We start from the raw sequence: 1,178 nt of genomic DNA on the forward strand, positions 1-1,178 counted from the left end.
TGTTTTTGAGTGCGTTTTTTGGATAACCGCAGATTGTCAGCCTTTGCTTTTGCCTTAGCGATCCATGAAGTCAATTTTTTGAGGCTGGTTGTTCCGGCACCGCCGGAAACTGATCTTTTTGTTTTTTTAACTTGTGACTTCTTATTCTTTATTGCCACGTCATCCTGACAGGGGGAGGGGGTATCATTTTGACATGGGGGTGTGGATAAAAAATTAAATAAAGCCAATGTCTTAGCGAGAACAGCTTTAACCTTGGTTGCCGCTGAAGAGATCTTTAATTTGCTTTCTATCAGCGCATTTTTGGCTTGTTGTGCGAAGGCCAAAAAGGATGGTGTAAACCGGTACAGGTTAGCGCGACGTTCACGGTGATCGCCGATAACAATCTCTACAGACAGAATTCCTTTGTTTACAGCTTCACGGAATGCACGAACGACGGTTGATTGGCTATAACCAGTTTCTGCCGCGATCAGGCGGTGAGGCTTGTGAATGAAGTATTCACTGGTTGTTGCCGCGAGATTTGCACATTGCGACAGGATATGCCCGGCGCTACGGGATAGACCGGAGTGTGTTACAAAGCAGGCCAATTCATAGCCAGAAAAAGTAAAATCGCTCATCGTTATACAGCTCAGGAAAGTGACTTTAGCCAGCATTACAATGCTGGTGGTTCTTACTACGTCTGTTAGCGCGTTGCCGCGACAGGTACCAGCACACCAGCATCAAGCAATCGCTTCATCAGCCACTGCTGACCTTTGCCGGTTATACGAGTCGTGAAAGAAATCCTGCTTCCATTGCTTGTATCGATCACGGTTTCTTTAAGGGTGAAATACCCACGAGATATGTATTCTTGTTTGGGGACGTTCCTGCGTTCACCGGTTGCGATCAGAATTCCGTTATCACGCAACCAGGTGAAGAGATAGTTTTGGCCCAGGCCGAGCACTTTGGCATAGTTGCCGATTAGAACCCCGCTGGCGGTAGCAACGCGTTCAGCGAATTCGACTTTAGGTGCATCCATAAGCATTTTTTGCTCCAGCCGTTGCTTTTGCTCTGCCAGGTCGGCAGCCAAACGGAGAGCTTCAGGGAGACTCTGCGGAATAGCAGGTTGTAATCTTCCGGTTCGATAGTCGATAAATGTCTGGTTTACCTTCAGCCGAAACGCGGGAGAAATCCAGCCTGCGTAC

2 protein-coding genes are annotated in these 1,178 nt (G+C 47.7%); both read right to left on the reverse strand.

The window, feature by feature from the left end:
* Nucleotides 1-614 (reverse strand): MarR family transcriptional regulator (locus tag ETR37_RS18975; protein ID WP_240673937.1); only part of this gene is annotated, 614 nt, incomplete at its 3' end.
* Nucleotides 615-679: 65 nt separating this feature from the next.
* Nucleotides 680-1,178: phage antirepressor KilAC domain-containing protein (locus ETR37_RS18980; protein ID WP_205728236.1), on the reverse strand; the 499-nt coding region annotated here is incomplete at its 5' end.

This window comes from Geobacillus sp. PK12, assembly GCF_004123125.1.
Taxonomy (GTDB): domain Bacteria; phylum Bacillota; class Bacilli; order Bacillales; family Anoxybacillaceae; genus Geobacillus; species Geobacillus zalihae.